This window comes from Arcobacter sp. s6 (assembly GCF_040884245.1).
GTDB lineage: Bacteria > Campylobacterota > Campylobacteria > Campylobacterales > Arcobacteraceae > Aliarcobacter.
In genome coordinates this window covers 1-15,380 of sequence record NZ_JBEVTN010000024.1, presented here as the reverse complement: position 1 = coordinate 15,380, position 15,380 = coordinate 1, and the positions used below count along the sequence as shown (strand labels likewise).

Below are 15,380 nucleotides of genomic sequence, written 5' to 3'. Positions count from 1 at the left end.
ATATTTTATGAAAATAGATTTTTTACTTTTGATTTCATTTTAGAAAGAGATAGTTTTACTGCTGAATGTATCATCACTTTTGCAACATTTTTCCATCTAGGTTTTTCATAACATGGAGTTGGGCATTTTCTACATCTAGGTTTTATTTCATGGGGACAGTTCTGTAGTCTTTCAAATGAATAATTTATAGCATCATGACATTCAAGGCATAAGCACAAATTCATATCAAAACTTTTATCTTTATATTTTAATATGATATTCTTATTTTCTTGATTCTCATGTTTATCTTTGCAATAAAGTTCAAAAAAAGATTTTAAGGTATTTATTTCAATTTCAAATTTTTCGCTTGTCATTTTCTTTACTTTTATTTTTAATTAGGTTAATTATTATCCTATTTAACTTTAATTTCAATATAATTACATAAAATATAAAAATAAACATTGATAGTAATCAACTAAAAAGAGAAAAAAATGGAAAAAACAGGATTAGAAGATTTTTATTTCTTTAGTTTTTTAAAACAAGAAGATTTAATAAGACTAAAAGAAATATCGATAAAAAAGTATTTCAATAAAGATGAAATACTTTTTTATAAAGGTGATGAAGCAAGGTACTTGCACTTATTGATAAAAGGAATAGCAAAATTATATACCTATGATCATAAAGATAACGAAGTAGTAATACACAATTTAATGGCACCTTCATTAATAGCAGAAATTGTGAATTATGAGGAATCAAAATTTCCAGCTAATTGTGCATTTGAAACAAAAGCTGAAGTATTACTAATTGATTATGAAAAATTTAAAAAAGAATTTTTATTAAAACCTGAAATATCACTTTTTTTTATAAAATCTCTTACAAAAAAGATAAAGGCTTTAGAGAGTTTTATAAACTATAATATTAGTTCAAATAGCCTAGAGAAAATTGCTAAATTCTTATTTGACAATGAATCTATACTTATTAATTTAAAGCAAGTTAAAATTGCGCAGATTTTAAACATTACTCCAGAAACCTTTTCAAGAAAATTAGCAAAATTAAAAAAAGAGAAAATTATACAAAATGAAAAAGGTTATATAAAAATAATAGACTATGATAGATTAAAAGATTATATAGTTGATTAAAGATTAAAAGAGGAGAATTAATTCTCCTCTTTTTTTACAGGTTTTTTTAACTCTTTTAAAAGAGTGTATGTATTTTTTTTATTTATTTTGTTAAGTTGAACTAATATGAATGCGACAACAAAAGCATTTAGATGAATCATTGCTTCGCTCGTAGGAAGATATATAAATAAAACTCCAACAATTAAAATAAATATAGGCATTAAGAGTTTTGCTAAGGCATCAGCCTTTTCAGATTTCTCTTTATACTCTTTTTCATTTTCATTGATATAAGAAATATCATCTTGAGTTAAAAGATTTTGTTCTTTTAACTCACCTAATTTTACTATAACATCCATTCCTTTTTTATGTTTTAAAAATGTATAAATTAAAACACCAACTAGTATGATTGAAATAAAATTTGATGCAAATTGTATTGGAAGATTATCCATATTTACCCTTTTTATTTTAAATTATGTTTATTATATAAAAGAGTTTATTTAAAAAAGATTGAAAATTCTTTATCTAATATAAATAATAATTAAGTTTATTTATATATAATTAATTATATTATTAAAAAGGAGTTAAAATGAAAAAAATTGTTGCATTATTAATGTTATGTGTATCTTTTATGTTTGCTGCTATAAATTTGCAAACTGCTACTAAAGAAGAGTTAATGAGTATTAAAGGAATCGGTGATAAAAAAGCTGACCAAATTATTGAATACAGAAAAACAAATAAAATCAATGAACCTGAAGATTTAAAAAATATAAAAGGTATTGGGGATAGTATTGTGACAAGTGTCAAAGAAAGTGATACGGTTATAAAAGAAAAAGTAGAAAAAAAGATAGAAACTAAAAAAGATAAATAATCTTTTAAAATAAATTAAAGTAAGGTATATTCTTACTTTAGTTTTTTCCTCAATTATGATAGAATCCCTTAAAAATTTTTAAGGACTAATTTGAAACTACCTGTTAACAACCCATGTCCTTGCGGCTCTTTACAAAAATATAAAAAATGTTGTAAACCTTTTCATGATAAAATCGTATTTCCCAAAACTGCTCTTGAATTAATGAAATCAAGATTTAGTGCTTTTGCAGTAGAAAATATCGATTATATTATCTCTACAACACATAAAGATAACCCAGACTTTACAAAAAATATAAATTCTTGGAAAAAAGATATTTTGATTTTCTCACAAAATACAAATTTTGGAAAACTAGAAATTTTAGATTTCATAAATCAAGAAAAAGAAAGTTTTGTAACATTTAAAGCAACTTTAAAACAAAATAATAAAGATATATCTTTTACTGAAAAAAGTAGATTTTTAAAAGATGCTGAAAAATGGCTTTATGTTGACGGTCAATTTATAGATTAAGGATAAAAATGAAAATACTATTTTCCCCAAGTGAAACAAAAATTCAAGGAGGCGCTAATCCTTCTATTAATAAAGATAGTTTTTTATTCCCAGAATTTTTTGAAAAAAGAATGGAAATTTTAAAACAATATCAAACATATATATCAAATGCATCAATTGAACAATTAATTAAATTATTTGGAACTAAAAAAGAGGACGTAATAGCTCAATACTCTAAAAATTTATTTGATGGCCTTACAATGAAGGCTATTAATAGATATGATGGTGTTGCATATGATTATTTAGAATATCCTAAACTAAATCAAATTGAACAATCTTATATTGATAAAAATGTTTTGATTTTTTCTAATTTACTAGGACCTATTAGTGCTGGTGATTTAATTCCTGATTATAAATTAAAGCAAGGTGAAACTTTTGATAATTTAAAAATAGAGAAATTTTATAATGATAACTTTTCATCTATATTAGATGAATATTTAGAAAATGAAGACATTATAGATTTAAGAGCAGGATTTTATGAAAAATTCTACAAAATAAATAAGCCATATACAACAATGAAATTTATAAAAGATGGGAAGGTAGTAAGCCATTGGGCAAAGGCATATAGGGGAGTTATTTTAAAACTTCTTGCCAGTAATAATGTGAAAACTATAGATGAATTAATGAATATGCAGATTCCTAATTTAAAGATTGAAGAAATTAAAAAACAAAAAAATAAAACAGAAATAGTTTATTCAATAATTTAAAAGCAGAATAATATGAAAAATGATATATTAGAAAATAAACCTGTAGAAGCTTATTTACTGGATAAACAAGGATCTGCTCAAGAATTAAGTTATGAAGAAATTGATACTGTGGATAAAGCAGATAAAATTTTATGGTTACATTTTGATTATACAAGTTCTGAGGCAATAGATTGGATTACTAATAAAAGTTATATTGATTCAATCGCTATTGATGCACTTTTAACAGAGGAAACAAGACCTAGAACAACTATTTTAGGAGATGCGTTATTAATAGCACTACGAGGTGTAAATTTAAATCCAAATTCTAAACCTGAAGATATGGTTTCTATTAGATTATATGTTTCATCAAATTTAATAATTAGTACAAGACGAAGAAACCTTTTATCAATAGGTGAATTAGTAGGAAGTTTAAAAAAAGGAAAAGGTCCTAAAAGTGCCTCTGAATTTTTGATAGATTTAACATATAGAATTACAGATAGAATGGAAGAAATTATTGATCAAATAGAGGATAGGGCAGATTTCTTAGAAGAGAATATAATAGATTCAAGTGATATAAAATTTAGAAATGAAATATTAGCTATTAGACGTGAAGCTATTATTTTAAGAAGATATCTTTTTCCTCAAAAAGAGGCAATGAATAAACTTTATCATGATAAAATTACTTGGATAAATGAGTATGAAAGATTGCAACTAAGAGAAACAAATGACCAATTAATAAGGCATATTGAAGAATTAGATACAATAAGAGATAAAGTAGCTTTAATTCAAGAAGAATTATCAAATATTTTAAGTGATCAAATGAATAAAAAAATGTATGTACTTTCTATTATTTCTGCTATATTTCTGCCATTAAGTTTTTTAACGGGACTTTTAGGAATAAATATAGGTGGAATACCCGGGGCTGAGAACCAAAATGCATTTAATATATTTTCATTAATATTAGTAGCAATTGTTAGTTTCCAATATTGGATATTTAAAAAGAAGAAATGGATTTAAATATGATAAATACAGAAGAAAAGATAATAACTAAAGAATACTTTTTAGGAATAATAGCAGATTTTAAGAATGATGAATTTGAAGGACATCCTTATGATTTAGCTCAAGAACTTGTAGAATTAAGAGAAATAAATGAAGATGATTATGAATATATTTGTAGAAAAATGCCAAGTGAATTACTTGCAGAAATTTTATGTGAAATGCCAAATTATGTTCAAGAAGAGATTTCAGATGTTCTAAGTGATAAAAAAATTGCTAATATTACTTCAAAAATGGATAGTGATGATGCAAGTATGCTTATTTATAATATTTCGCAAAATGATGAAGAAGCAGCAGAAATTATTCTATCTAAATTAAATGAAGAAGATAAGCAAACTATTAAACACCTTAATTCCTATGAAGAAGATGAAGCAGGTGCCTATATGCAAAATGAGCTCTTCAAAGTTTCTTTAGATGAAAATATTGGAGATTCATTAAAAAGATTAAAACAATTAAAAGAAGATGATATTTTAGATAATATTTTTCACGCTCATATAGTAACAGTTGAAGGTACATATATAGGTTCGATTGGTCTTGAAGAACTTATTTTAATTGATTATAGTTTAAATTATGCAGATATCTCTGAAGAAAAATTTACAAACTATAGTTTAAATGATAAAGAAGATATTGAAGATGCAGTTGAGATGTTTACAAACTATAATTTAAGTGCATTAGCAGTTGTTGATAGTAATAATAAGTTATTAGGAAGAATTACACATGATGATATCCATGATATTATTCAACAAATAGATACAAAACAACTATACTCACTTGCTGGGGTTAGTGATGATGCAGAACATGAGGAAAGTATTTATCTAATTGGAAGAAATAGAGCTATGTGGCTTGGGATAAATCTAATTACAGCCGTATTAGCTTCTTTGGTTATTGGTGTATTTGATGCAACTATTCAATCTTTTGTAGCCCTTGCGGTTCTTATGCCTATTGTTGCTTCAATGGGTGGAAATGCAGGAACTCAGACGCTTACAGTTACCGTGCGACAAATGGCATTAGGTGAAATAGATTATCAAGATGCAAAAAAGATTATATATAAAGAAGTTATGATTTCTGTTGTAAATGGATTTTTATTTGCAGCAGTTATTGGTCTTGTTGCATATCTTTGGTTTAATATTCCTCTTTTAGGAGTAGTTATTGCCATATCTATGATTATAAATCTATTTAGTGCAGGTTTTTTTGGAGCAGTTATCCCTATTATTTTACAAAAAAAAGGAATAGATCCAGCTATTGGTTCAACTGTAATTTTAACTACAGTTACTGATGTTGTAGGCTTCTTTAGTTTCTTAGGCCTTGCAACTGTAATTTTATTATAATAAGAGAGCTTTATCTCTTATTATATTTTATTGAAGAGTATAAAGATAATAAAATAAATGAAATGCCAATAAATCCAGTTATAGCTTCTGGAATATGATATTTTATATTTAAAAGCATAATAAAAGCTAAAATTCCAATTGCATAATGTGCTCCATGTTCTAAAAAAACATATTCATTTAAAGTTCCTTTTTCAACTAAATAAATAGTCATAGACCTTACAAACATTGCTCCAACACCAAGTCCTACCATTATAATGATAATATCTTTTGTAATAGCAAAAGCACCAATTACTCCATCAAAAGAGAAAGATGCATCAAGAATTTCAAGATATATAAATCCAGCTATACTTCCTGATTTTATTAGATCTTTAACATTTTCTCCACTATTTTCTAAAAAATGAGTCATTATATGAATTGCTAGATAAACTCCAATTCCCCAAAGTCCAGCAATAATAAAGTCAATCACTTTTTCATCTTCTACGATAAGTGAAAAAGAAAACAATGCTAGTAAAGAAGTAATATAAGATATAAATTTTGTTTTACCAAAATTTGCAAGTTTTTGCTCAAACCTACCTATCCAGTAAACTTCTTTTTTATTATCAAATAAGAAATTTAAAAATACAAGAAGTAAAAACATACTTCCAAATGCAGAAACTTCTATGTGATGAGAAACTAATTTTTTTGAATACTGTTCAGGATCATTTAAAGCAAGAGTCCATACTTCAATTATTGATAAATTTGTAGTAAACGCTACTATTAATAATGGAAATAAAAGTCTCATTCCAAATACTGCAATAAATATACCAACTGTTAAGAATATCTTTTTCCAAAAATCATTCCAGTGTTTTAAAATTGATGCATTTACAATAGCATTATCAAAAGATAGTGATATTTCCATAAGAATTAAAACAAGTGTTAACCATAGGAAATCTAAAGATAATTCTAAACCTCCTTGTTCAAAGCCTAGGAAGGCCATGTATCCTAAGGCTATAAAAGTAATAATAAAAGAATAGGCGAAATATTTCAAAGTATTTCAGTCAATGGTTTTTTTATATTTAAGTCAAGTTGTGGGAATGGTATTTCTATATTATTTTTTTGTAATGTTTTATAAATAAAAATTAAGAAATCAGACATATTTGATGAATCCACACCTGCCTTATTTGTATTTGCATTTATCCAAACTAATAATTTAAAATCAACACTTGATGCTCCCATTCCAGTCATCCAAACTTTTGGTATTTTACTTTCATCATCTTTTATATAAATTAAATCAGATTCTGCTAAAGCATTTAATATAACTTCAATTACTAAATCAGAACTCGTTCCATAAGCAACTCCAAATGGTACATGTAATCTTCTAATATCATCAGAAAATGTTAAATTTATTACATTATTTTGCATTAAAGTAGAGTTTGGAATAATAATATCAATATTATCAAAAGTATTAATAACACTACTTCTCATATTTATTTGAGTTACTCTTCCCCTAAATTGATCACTGATTTCAATAATATTTCCAACTTGAATAGATTTTTCAAATATAAGAATAATTCCAGATATAAAGTTTGATACTATATTTTGTAAACCAAAACCAATACCAACTGATAATGCCCCAACTAATATTGTAAGAGAAGATAAATCTATTCCGACAGAGTTTAGAGCAAATACAAATGTTAATATTACAAGGAAGTAATATCCAAGATTTGCAAGCATAGTTTTTGTTGCAGGTGAACTGTTTTTTAAATATCCTGATGCATTTGATATTTTTCTTTTATAAAATATTGCTATTGTAAATCCAAAAATAAATATCAAGAAAAATTTAATTACAGCAAGAATTGATACCCCATCTCCTATAGGAATTATAGGATTATTTATTTCAGTCCAGCTATATCTTAATATATCTAAAAAACTCTCTTTTGTATCTGCAAATGTGCTTTTAGCAACTCCAATACGTTCCCTTGATAAGTATTTAAATAATTCTACTAATGAGTCATAATTTGAACCATTTTCTGTATTAAAAGATTGTAAATTTTTACTTAAATCAAAATATTGAGATTTTTTATTTTTTAGATAAGGCAATAATTCTTCAATTTTTAAGTAAATTATATTATCTACTATTTTATTTTTCTCATTTTGTAACTCTATAATATTACTATTAAGAGATTCAATCTTGTTAGCATTCTCACTAATAATTGCTTTGTCTAAAGCTAGTAATATCTTTTTCTCATCTTTTAATATCTGTTCATAATTACTTTGTGCTTTTTGAATTTTTGTAATTAATTCTTCATTTTCTTGAATTTTTAAACTATCAATACTTTCTAATAATCTTTTTTTAAATCTTTTTTGATATTCTGCATATGCATCAATTGCTGTTTTATTAGTTTTATTTTTTAATGTATAAAAGGCAAAAAGTAATTGAGCATTTATTGCTTGGACTTCATTTTTATCAGTAAACTTGCTTATTTGTTCAGTTAAAGCTTCAATTTTTTTTGAAGTATCATTAAACTCATTTTGCTTATTTATATATTCAGAATCAATTTTTATATACTCTTTTACTTTTTTTATATAAGAATCTATTGAATCTATTTCAATAGTTTCAGGAAAAGAAAATGTATCATCTTGTTTTATAAGAGTTTGAAGTTTTTTTAATAGTAATAATTGATAATCAATTTGTTCTTTTTCTTCATTTACTGCATTATTTTTAATTAAACTAATTCTTTTAGCTTGCTCATCATAAATCTTTGTTAAATTTTCATTTGTATCTTCATACCAACTTTTATCAATTGCAATTGCAAAAGAGTTTGTAATTAAAAATAGTATTAGAAATATTAATTTCATTTGTTTTCCTTTTTTATATATTATAAAAATTTTAGTTAAATTCTAAATTTTTCAAATAGTTCTTTTTTGTCAGTTTCTACAATTATCACAGATGTTAGTGTTTTCTTTTTAAATTTTTTATATAAGATAATTTGGAAATATATTCCTATCATACCAACAATAGATAAAAATATAAATAGATAATTTAGATTAATTGATAAATAATCAAAGAGCATGGAACTTAAGCTTCCAGCTACAATCGCTGCTGAAATCATTAATGATCTAATCATTAAATAATCTTTTAATTCTACTTTTTCATCTTGCATAAAATCAACTGTGTGAATTCTTGCTATTTCAAAAGTAATACCTTGAATTGTAAATACAGTTAATATAACATAAGTAAAAACAATTACAGAAAAAGAGAAAACCAAATAAGAAAATATTTGGAAAATATCTAAAAATATTGCAAATAAATATATATTATGAATTTTTATATTTTTAAATAAGGGTTGAATAAAACCATCAAGTGCTCCAATGAGCATATAGAAACTAATCATAAATACAGGTAAATAAGTACCTTCAAATTTAGTTACAAAAGGAATTAAAGTCCAATCAACATAAGTTATGATAAATAAAGTAAGTGATTGAATTTTTAGGAATCTACAACTATTTATCTCTTTAAATATAGAAGAGTAATGTTTTGCTGGCAATTGCTTGCATCCTTTTTTATATCGAATATATTTTTCGAATTATACTACAAAATTTGATTTTTCCTCACAAAAAATAAAGCAATTAAAGAAATCAAAGAAAATAGTGCACTATATAAAAATAGATACTCTCCATAAACTGCCCCTGCAATTAATGCCCCAACAAAACCACCTAACCCATAGGCAACTCCATACATAAATTGTTGTGCTAATTTTTTATTTTCATATAAAGTATATAGATAAATAACTACAGAACTATGATAAAGTCCAAAGGAAAAAGCATGAAGAGATTGAGTAATGAATGTAATACTTAGTGATTCAGGATAGATATATAATAAAAGCCATCTAAATATTGTTATTCCAACACAAAATTTTATTATGGCTAGAAGATTGTTTTTTAAAAGAGGAGCTTGGAAATAAAAAACTAATATTTCACAAATAACTCCAAATGACCAAAGATAAGAAGTCATTTCTAAACTTATTCCATGGGTAGTTTCATAAATAGTAAAGAAATTATAAAATCCACCAAAGCTCATTTGCATGAAAAATAAACTCAACCAAAAAGGCCAATATTTAAAGAATGAAAATGATTCCTCTTTTTGTGTTGTTTTATGTTCAACGTCAAATTTTAATAAAAGTAATGCAAATATTACAGTTGAAACATTCAAAAATAAATAATAGTGAAGTGCAATATGTGGTTCAGATAAGAATTTTGCTAAAACCAAAGATATAAGCATAAATCCAATTGAACCATAAAGTCTAGATTTTCCATATTTTTCTTTTCCTAGAATTGAAATTGCAGTGACTTCAAGATAAGGTAATATCAAAGATAGACAAGCACCTAATATGGCATTATTTATTAAAAAAAGATAAAAACTATCAATTGTTAAATAAAATAATGCAGATGAAACTACAGATAAGAATAGGGCAATTTTAAACATATTTTGATCAAGTTTAATATGTTTTAAAAACATAAATGGAGTAATAAATCTCATAAGTGGAGCAAGTGCAAAAACAATACCTATATCAAAAGTACTATATCCAATATCGTGAAGTACCTTTGGTAAAAATATTATATATACGCCAACAGCCGCAAAATAAAAAAAGTAAAATGCAGATAGGTTAAAGAATAACATTATTTATCATTGATGATAATTGTATTTGAAAATATATCTTGAATAGTCTTTTTATCTTTATTAAAAAAAGGTAGAAATAGTAAAAAAATAGAAATAACAGCGAATAAAGTTGTAATATATCTAATTAATACTTGAATAACAGAGACTCTTTGTTTTGTAATGCTGTCTACAAGTTTTATATCATATGCTTTTAATCCTGGTGTTTGTCCATTCTTTAACCAAAAAATCAAAATTATACTTGCATGAATTGCAAAAATAATTCCCCAACCCAAAGATCTATTTTGAGCAAATTCTTCACCACTTCCCATAACTAAATATATGACGATATAAAGTATAGGAGTTGTGATTAAAAAAGTATCTGTGAGAAAAGCTTTTAATCTAGAACCAAGAGATGCTAAATCACTTTTTGGTGATTTTATTTTAGAGTTAAGAACATTTCTTTCTTTAACTCTATTTTGTTTTACATCTCTCCATTTAGACATTAGTTTCCTCTACTACCTGGTTTGTAGGCAATACTTCCTTCTTTACACATAGGACAATCTTCAGGAGAATACATTTCAAATGTAAAATCATCAAGTGCGAAAAGTGGTTTATTAAGAGGTAATTTACAATTATCTTTTGCTTCAATATCACTTCCAACTCTTGAACAGAATCCTCTGTTTGCAAGTGCTGCATATGCTACGATGTTTCCACCAGCATTTTCAACTTGCTTTGCAGCTTCTAAAGCGCTTCCACCTGTTGTTATGATATCTTCACAGATAATGTAGTTTTCCCCATCTTTTACTTCAAATCCTCTTCTTATTGACATTTCACCTTCAACACGTTCTGCAAAAATAAATCTTACATCAAGTGCCGTTGCAAGTGCAAATCCAGCTATTAATCCACCAAGCGCAGGAGAACAAACAGCATCAACTTTAATACCCGCTTCTTTAATTTGAGCTGCTAGGGCTTCAGCTAATAATTTAGCAGTTTTAGGATCTTCTAAAACTTTAGCTGATTGTAAATAAAATTTAGAGTGATTTCCACTACTTAGTTTGAAGTGACCTTCTAATAATGCTTGAGCATCTTTATATATTTGTGCTACGTTCATCATCAAACCGTTAAAATGTCTTTTTCTTTTGCTTTTAAAGTTTCATCAGCTTTAACTACAAAAGAATCAGTTATTTTTTGGATTTCATCTTGAGCTTTTTTACTCTCATCTTCAGTGATTTCTTTATCTTTTACAAGGTTTTTAACTTTTGTATTAGAATTTTGTCTGATATTTCTAATTGCAACTTTTGCATTATCAGTCATTGTTTTTGCTTGTTTTGCTGTTTCTTTTCTTTGATCAACAGTCATTGGAGGGAAAAATAATTTGATTACTTCACCATCATTATTTGGGTTAACTCCAATATTTGCAGCTTGTAAAGCTTTATCAATTACACCTAAAAGATTTTTTTCCCATGGGTTAATTACAATAGTTGTCGCATCAGGAGATAAAACAGAACCTACTTGACTTAATTCAGTTGGTGTTCCATAATAATCAACTTTGATACCATCTAAGATATTTGGGTTAACTTTACCAGTTCTTAAAGATTTGTAATCTTTTTTTAACGCTTCGATAGATTTTTCCATATGATCTTTAGTTTGAGCATATATTTCTTCTAACATATATTTTCTCCTTTTATTTGATTAATAGTTTATTTGAAATAGTATAGTAATTAGTGCTAATGGCTACTCTATTTCTATTTAAATTTAGTTTTTTATCTAATTTGATGTCAATTATACCATTTTTAACTTTGATATCCTGCCAACCATAGCTTGATATAAATAATTTTGCATTTTTTATACTAGGATCTACCTGTACTTTCACATGTTTTAATCTACCGTCTTTTGGGTAAACTTTAGGTTCTATCCAAGTAGCTTCTAATGTATTGTATTTTAACTTTTCTTTTAAATTAACATCACCAACAAGTGCTATTCTATTTAAATCATAAATATCACTTTTGTTATTTACAGAACCATTATTTTGATTTGCGATATATTCAAAGTTGAATTTTTTGATTATTTCCTTTACTCTTTCATCATATTCACCATAAGGATATGTATATCCCTTAGGTTCAAATCCTACTTTTTCTACAAAAATATCATAAGCCTTTTTTGTTTCATGAAAAATTTCATCATTTGATAATTTAGTAAGATGTTTATGTCCATAAGAATGTAAAGATATCTCACCATATTTTGAAGCATCTTTTATTTGTTCCCATGTCATAAAATCAGGATATTTTTTATCTGTTGCTTCAACATAAACAAAAAGAGAAAATGGATAATTATATTTTTTGAATATTTCAATAGCATTAGTATAAAAACTTTTATAAGCATCATCAATACTAAAAGCAACCCAATTATTAGGAATTTCTTCACCATTTTTTAGTTTTTGTGCTATTTGAGATACAGTTACAACTTTATAATTATTAGTTTTAAAGTATTCAAACTCTTTTTCTAATTCTTCTAAAGTTGTATTTGTACTATGATGTTTTTCATCTCCAAAACGATGATATACAAAAATATGTGCATTAGCTTGAACATAAAAATAGCTAAGGCAAAGTAGTAAGAAATATTTCATATATTCTTACTCTTTAGTTCTTATTTATTTTCAGGAACTGCTGGAACTGGAATAGCTGTTGGAGCAGCAGGAGCAGCTTGTTCAGTTTGTGTTATAGGTGTTGAAGGGATTAAAGAGTCTGTTTTAATTGAATCAACAGCACTTTGATTTCTTTGTTCATTATATAAATAACCAAGGGCAACAGTGTTTATTACAAACACTAATCCTAAAGCCATTGTAGCCTTTGTTAAGAAGTTTGCTGGACCTTTAGCACCAAATAAAGAGTCATTACTTCCACTGTAAGCTCCAAGACCTATGCTTGAACTTTTTTGAAGTAAAATTACTATTGTTAGTATTATTGCTAAAGCAAACTGAACGATTAAAAGTGTAGATGTCATTATCTATTTCCTTTTTAAAAAATGGTAGCTATTTTATCTAAAACTTATTAAAAATAAGTTAAAATAAATATTAAACCTTATTTTAAGCCATTTATAAAGAGAAAACTTGTCAGTTAAAAATCAATTTTCAAAATATGCAAAAGAGTATAAAAATCATAATATTATTCAACAAATTGTTGCGAAATCACTAGTCAGAGAGCTAAAAACAAAACCAAAGAGAATTCTAGAACTAGGTTGTGGTTCAGGGCAAGTTTATAAATATATTTCTTGGGATATAGAACATTATAAGGCTATAGATTTTTCAGCTTCAATGTGTGAACTTCATCCAAAGGGTGAAAACATTGAAGTGAAATGTTTTGATTTTGATAGTCAAGAGTTTTTAGATGAAATTAAAAATGTTTCTTATGATATAGTTCTGTCATCATCAGCGCTTCAATGGTCAAAAGATTTATCTAAAATCATAAAACAATTATCAATGATAACAAAAGAAATAAATGCAGTTTTATTTACATCAAATACTTTTAAAACAATACAAGAAATTACAAAAACAAAATCACCAATATTAGATGAAAGATCAATAAAAGAAGCATTTTCAAAATATTTTGAATGTGAATTTGAAACAATAATGTATAAGTTAGAATTTGATAATAAAAAAGATTTATTTGATTATATAAAAAAATCTGGTGTTAGTGGGGCAAGTGCAACACTAGATTTTAAAAATGCTAAAAAATTATATAAAGAGTACAGTATTAACTATTTAGAATTTGAAGTAATTTTTGTTAAAACAATTTCTAAATTATAAAGTTCATACCTTATATATTTGAAATTCTCACTATCTTCGATAGATATTAGTTTACAAAACTCTTCTAAAACACGTGAACTTTCTTGAGCTCTTTTAAAATTTGCAATTAATATAGAGTTTAAATCACTTCTATTTTGCTCACTCTTTATAGAGCCTCTTAATACATCATTTTTAACATCTCTTGTTTCAAGTAATTCTATGTAATTATTAAGTCTTGATAAGTGTCTTAGCTCTTTTAGTTTAATAGCGGTTTGTTTATCGTTGTATACATATCTAAATATATCTTCAACAACTCGAATCCCTTCACGTATTCTATTTAAGTTAGCATCAATAAGTCTTAGGTGATTTTGTTTATTCATAGTAGTTTAAAACTAACTCAATTAAGAGTTAGTTTTATTATTTGTCATCGCTATTCATAATTCCTAAAATTTGTAATAAAGATATAAACAAATTAAAGAAATCTAAATATAAAGATAATGCAGCTTCAATAGGAGAATCATAATTCCCTTTGATTATTTGTTGCGTATCATATAAAATGAAAGCAGAAAATAAAAGTGCACCAGCACTAGCGATTGCTAATTGCATCATTGAAGATTGAATGAAGATATTTGAAATACCTGCAACAATCATAATAATTAAAGCAATGAATAAAAATTTACCCATAGAAGAGAAATCTCTTTTAGTAGTCATTGCAAACATTGAAATTCCACCAAATGCAACTGAAGTCATTAAAAACGCTTGACCTACTATAGAAGCACCTGCAGGCATTGCAAAAATTGCTGTTAATAAAGGAGCAATTGTTAAACCTGTAATAAATGTGAAAGCAAATAATACTGCTAAGTTAACACCTGGAGTATGTTTAACTCTTGGGATAACAAAGAAGATTAATGCTAATTCAACAGCAAATAAAACCCATTTTACAGGTCCCATAAGTAGTGAAACAATTCCTAATCCAATATAAGCACCAGCAGTTGCTGCTAATAAAGAACCAGCAAATAGTTGATAAGTAGCTTTCAAGAAACTCATTAATTGAGCTTGAGAAGACTCTTGTGTATATTGTGTAGATTGATCTGATAAATAATCTCTATTATACATAGTTATTTCCTTTTTATTTTTTATTGGCGTAATTTTATATTGTTAGACTTAATAGTATCTTTAAATAACATATATATTACACTGTTAATAGGAATAATAGATGAAAAAAGTAAATAGATGATTAATAGAAATGAATAAAAAATATACAATTTTTACAAAAAGTTGAAAATTCACTATAAAAAGTAAGTAAAAGAGGAATAAAAGCATAAAAAAACGATAAATTGTAAAATTTGTACAAAAAGCTCTTGACAAAGGCAGAA

General features: G+C 25.8%; 20 protein-coding genes. 7 read left to right on the top strand and 13 right to left on the bottom strand.

The features are described from left to right. Positions 1–5: 5 nt before the first annotated feature. Entirely contained in the window at positions 6–353 is a 348-nt protein-coding gene (locus ABVS04_RS14205; RefSeq protein WP_368031429.1) for a nitrous oxide-stimulated promoter family protein, read from the bottom strand. Positions 354–470: 117 nt separating this feature from the next. Between ABVS04_RS14205 and ABVS04_RS14200 the strand changes: the two genes are divergently transcribed. Next, positions 471–1,118 carry a Crp/Fnr family transcriptional regulator gene (locus tag ABVS04_RS14200; RefSeq protein ID WP_368031428.1) on the top strand — a complete coding sequence of 216 codons (648 nt, stop codon included), beginning with the start codon at positions 471–473 and terminating at the stop codon, positions 1,116–1,118. A gap of 17 nt (positions 1,119–1,135) precedes the next feature. On the opposite strand, the gene ABVS04_RS14195 is transcribed toward ABVS04_RS14200, so the two are convergent. Continuing rightward, on the bottom strand, positions 1,136–1,546 hold the full coding sequence (locus tag ABVS04_RS14195; RefSeq protein ID WP_368031427.1) for a hypothetical protein: 411 nt from the start codon (positions 1,544–1,546) through the stop codon (positions 1,136–1,138). Between the two features lie 137 nt (positions 1,547–1,683). Here ABVS04_RS14195 and ABVS04_RS14190 point away from each other — a divergent pair, with 137 nt between their 5' ends. The 5 genes from ABVS04_RS14190 (at position 1,684) to mgtE (ending at position 5,581) form a co-directional block, all read left to right on the top strand. Beyond that, positions 1,684–1,965, top strand: a complete 282-nt coding sequence (locus tag ABVS04_RS14190; RefSeq protein WP_368031426.1) for a ComEA family DNA-binding protein — start codon at positions 1,684–1,686, stop codon at positions 1,963–1,965. A 90-nt stretch (positions 1,966–2,055) separates the two neighbouring features. After that, positions 2,056–2,472 (top strand): YchJ family protein, encoded by a 417-nt coding sequence (locus ABVS04_RS14185; protein WP_368031425.1) that lies wholly within the window; start codon positions 2,056–2,058, stop codon positions 2,470–2,472. Positions 2,473–2,480: 8 nt separating this feature from the next. Further along, positions 2,481–3,218, top strand: a complete 738-nt coding sequence (locus ABVS04_RS14180; RefSeq protein ID WP_368031424.1) for a YaaA family protein — start codon at positions 2,481–2,483, stop codon at positions 3,216–3,218. 12 nt (positions 3,219–3,230) lie between these two features. Further along, positions 3,231–4,214 carry a zinc transporter ZntB gene (gene zntB / locus ABVS04_RS14175; protein WP_368031423.1) on the top strand — a complete coding sequence of 328 codons (984 nt, stop codon included), beginning with the start codon at positions 3,231–3,233 and terminating at the stop codon, positions 4,212–4,214. Between the two features lie 2 nt (positions 4,215–4,216). Continuing rightward, positions 4,217–5,581 carry a magnesium transporter gene (mgtE, locus tag ABVS04_RS14170; RefSeq protein WP_368031422.1) on the top strand — a complete coding sequence of 455 codons (1,365 nt, stop codon included), beginning with the start codon at positions 4,217–4,219 and terminating at the stop codon, positions 5,579–5,581. A gap of 10 nt (positions 5,582–5,591) precedes the next feature. Here the strand turns inward: mgtE and ABVS04_RS14165 are convergent, their stop codons facing one another. From ABVS04_RS14165 to secG, 9 genes are read right to left on the bottom strand one after another with little or no spacing between them, the layout of a single operon-like run. After that, positions 5,592–6,557: a DUF475 domain-containing protein gene (locus tag ABVS04_RS14165; RefSeq protein WP_368031421.1), complete on the bottom strand. Its 966-nt coding sequence runs from the start codon at positions 6,555–6,557 to the stop codon at positions 5,592–5,594. Positions 6,558–6,604: 47 nt separating this feature from the next. Then, positions 6,605–8,419 carry a mechanosensitive ion channel domain-containing protein gene (locus tag ABVS04_RS14160; RefSeq protein WP_368031420.1) on the bottom strand — a complete coding sequence of 605 codons (1,815 nt, stop codon included), beginning with the start codon at positions 8,417–8,419 and terminating at the stop codon, positions 6,605–6,607. A 35-nt stretch (positions 8,420–8,454) separates the two neighbouring features. After that, entirely contained in the window at positions 8,455–9,108 is a 654-nt protein-coding gene (locus ABVS04_RS14155; protein WP_368031419.1) for a hypothetical protein, read from the bottom strand. Positions 9,109–9,152: 44 nt separating this feature from the next. Further along, entirely contained in the window at positions 9,153–10,241 is a 1,089-nt protein-coding gene (locus tag ABVS04_RS14150) for an MFS transporter (protein WP_368031418.1), read from the bottom strand. Further along, positions 10,241–10,723, bottom strand: coding sequence for an RDD family protein (locus ABVS04_RS14145; protein WP_368031417.1), 483 nt, complete (start codon positions 10,721–10,723; stop codon positions 10,241–10,243). The genes ABVS04_RS14150 and ABVS04_RS14145 overlap by 1 nt, the downstream gene beginning before the upstream one ends. Then, positions 10,723–11,331 carry an orotate phosphoribosyltransferase gene (gene pyrE / locus ABVS04_RS14140; RefSeq protein ID WP_172128241.1) on the bottom strand — a complete coding sequence of 203 codons (609 nt, stop codon included), beginning with the start codon at positions 11,329–11,331 and terminating at the stop codon, positions 10,723–10,725. Before pyrE ends, ABVS04_RS14145 begins: the two co-directional genes overlap by 1 nt. A gap of 2 nt (positions 11,332–11,333) precedes the next feature. Then, positions 11,334–11,891, bottom strand: coding sequence for a ribosome recycling factor (frr, locus tag ABVS04_RS14135; RefSeq protein WP_368031416.1), 558 nt, complete (start codon positions 11,889–11,891; stop codon positions 11,334–11,336). A gap of 13 nt (positions 11,892–11,904) precedes the next feature. After that, a complete protein-coding gene (locus tag ABVS04_RS14130; RefSeq protein WP_368031415.1) occupies positions 11,905–12,846 on the bottom strand; it encodes a polysaccharide deacetylase family protein in 942 nt (313 codons plus the stop codon). A gap of 20 nt (positions 12,847–12,866) precedes the next feature. Further along, entirely contained in the window at positions 12,867–13,223 is a 357-nt protein-coding gene (secG, locus tag ABVS04_RS14125; RefSeq protein ID WP_368031414.1) for a preprotein translocase subunit SecG, read from the bottom strand. A gap of 106 nt (positions 13,224–13,329) precedes the next feature. Here secG and ABVS04_RS14120 point away from each other — a divergent pair, with 106 nt between their 5' ends. Beyond that, positions 13,330–14,025 (top strand): methyltransferase domain-containing protein, encoded by a 696-nt coding sequence (locus ABVS04_RS14120; protein ID WP_368031413.1) that lies wholly within the window; start codon positions 13,330–13,332, stop codon positions 14,023–14,025. Here ABVS04_RS14120 and ABVS04_RS14115 read toward each other — a convergent pair. Continuing rightward, entirely contained in the window at positions 13,977–14,384 is a 408-nt protein-coding gene (locus ABVS04_RS14115) for a thiamine-phosphate pyrophosphorylase (RefSeq protein WP_368031411.1), read from the bottom strand. The two genes, ABVS04_RS14120 and ABVS04_RS14115, sit on opposite strands and share 49 nt — an antisense overlap. 37 nt (positions 14,385–14,421) lie before the next feature. After that, positions 14,422–15,120 (bottom strand): Bax inhibitor-1 family protein, encoded by a 699-nt coding sequence (locus tag ABVS04_RS14110; protein ID WP_368031410.1) that lies wholly within the window; start codon positions 15,118–15,120, stop codon positions 14,422–14,424. Between the last annotated feature and the right edge of the window lie 260 nt (positions 15,121–15,380).

Bases quoted from the DNA above. Each gene is read 5' to 3' on its own strand.
- ABVS04_RS14205 (WP_368031429.1), bottom strand. From the start codon at position 353: ATGACAAGCGAAAAATTTGAAATTGAAATAAATACCTTAAAATCTTTT.
- ABVS04_RS14200 (WP_368031428.1), top strand. From the start codon at position 471: ATGGAAAAAACAGGATTAGAAGATTTTTATTTCTTTAGTTTTTTAAAA.
- ABVS04_RS14195 (WP_368031427.1), bottom strand. From the start codon at position 1,546: ATGGATAATCTTCCAATACAATTTGCATCAAATTTTATTTCAATCATA.
- ABVS04_RS14190 (WP_368031426.1), top strand. From the start codon at position 1,684: ATGAAAAAAATTGTTGCATTATTAATGTTATGTGTATCTTTTATGTTT.
- ABVS04_RS14180 (WP_368031424.1), top strand. From the start codon at position 2,481: ATGAAAATACTATTTTCCCCAAGTGAAACAAAAATTCAAGGAGGCGCT.
- zntB (WP_368031423.1), top strand. From the start codon at position 3,231: ATGAAAAATGATATATTAGAAAATAAACCTGTAGAAGCTTATTTACTG.
- mgtE (WP_368031422.1), top strand. From the start codon at position 4,217: ATGATAAATACAGAAGAAAAGATAATAACTAAAGAATACTTTTTAGGA.
- ABVS04_RS14165 (WP_368031421.1), bottom strand. From the start codon at position 6,557: ATGGCCTTCCTAGGCTTTGAACAAGGAGGTTTAGAATTATCTTTAGAT.
- ABVS04_RS14160 (WP_368031420.1), bottom strand. From the start codon at position 8,419: ATGAAATTAATATTTCTAATACTATTTTTAATTACAAACTCTTTTGCA.
- ABVS04_RS14150 (WP_368031418.1), bottom strand. From the start codon at position 10,241: ATGTTATTCTTTAACCTATCTGCATTTTACTTTTTTTATTTTGCGGCT.
- ABVS04_RS14145 (WP_368031417.1), bottom strand. From the start codon at position 10,723: ATGTCTAAATGGAGAGATGTAAAACAAAATAGAGTTAAAGAAAGAAAT.
- pyrE (WP_172128241.1), bottom strand. From the start codon at position 11,331: ATGAACGTAGCACAAATATATAAAGATGCTCAAGCATTATTAGAAGGT.
- frr (WP_368031416.1), bottom strand. From the start codon at position 11,891: ATGTTAGAAGAAATATATGCTCAAACTAAAGATCATATGGAAAAATCT.
- ABVS04_RS14130 (WP_368031415.1), bottom strand. From the start codon at position 12,846: ATGAAATATTTCTTACTACTTTGCCTTAGCTATTTTTATGTTCAAGCT.
- secG (WP_368031414.1), bottom strand. From the start codon at position 13,223: ATGACATCTACACTTTTAATCGTTCAGTTTGCTTTAGCAATAATACTA.
- ABVS04_RS14115 (WP_368031411.1), bottom strand. From the start codon at position 14,384: ATGAATAAACAAAATCACCTAAGACTTATTGATGCTAACTTAAATAGA.
- ABVS04_RS14110 (WP_368031410.1), bottom strand. From the start codon at position 15,120: ATGTATAATAGAGATTATTTATCAGATCAATCTACACAATATACACAA.